This window comes from Vibrio sp. 378 (assembly GCF_033339435.1).
Genome location: NZ_JAWOUO010000276.1, coordinates 1 through 885 on the forward strand (window position 1 = coordinate 1; position 885 = coordinate 885).

General features: G+C 46.8%; 1 protein-coding gene. It reads left to right on the plus strand.

Going from position 1 to position 885, the window contains the following annotated elements; translation table 11 throughout:
• Positions 1–38 precede the first annotated feature (38 nt).
• On the plus strand, positions 39–885 hold an 847-nt coding region (locus R7Q48_RS25690; RefSeq protein ID WP_318132986.1), incomplete at its 3' end, for an OB-fold nucleic acid binding domain-containing protein.

Sequence of the window (885 nt, forward strand, 5' to 3'; positions counted from 1 at the left end):
TAACATACTGCTATGTTAACCATTTTCTTGAGCTTTCTATGTCTGCCCAAATGCTATCTGCTGTTCCTTTAACTTCTCTATCAGGAGTTGGCGCCAAAGTCGCAGAAAAACTCGCTAAAGTCGGCTTGCATAGCGTTCAAGATTTGTTGTTCCACCTGCCTCTACGCTACGAAGATCGCACCCGCATTTATCCTATTGCCAAACTGCACGCAGGCCTTTGGGCTGCGGTACAAGGCAAAGTCATGACCGTCGATACCATTTTTGGTAAACGCAAAATGCTGACAGTCAAAATCAGTGATGGCAATGGCACCATCACGCTGCGTTTTTTCAACTTTACTGCAGCGATGAAGAACAATTTTTCACAGGGTAAGTTAGTACACGCTTACGGAGAAATTAAGCGTGGTGGTATGGGGCTGGAAATTGTGCACCCTGACTACAAATTTTACGCCAGTGAACAAAAGCCAGATGTGGAACAAAGCTTAACCCCGGTTTATCCAACCACAGATGGCCTGCGTCAAATCACCTTACGTAACCTTACTGAGCAAGCATTGGCGCTACTCGATAAAGCGGCAGTGCAAGAATTGCTGCCTTCTGGCTTGTATAACCATCAGATTAATATGTCGCAGGCGTTGCACACCATTCATCGCCCGCCGCCAACCATTAATTTAGATGAATTTGATGAAGGTAAGCACCCCGCTCAAATCCGTTTGATCATGGAAGAGTTGCTCGCTCAGAACTTATCGATGTTGGCGGTTCGCAGCAAAGGCCAGCAAGATATCGCCTTACCGCTCGCACCATGTGACAAACTGAAAAAACAGCTGTTGGCGCAACTGCCTTTCTCCCCAACTAATGCTCAAGCACGTGTGGTGAAAGAGATTGAAGCCG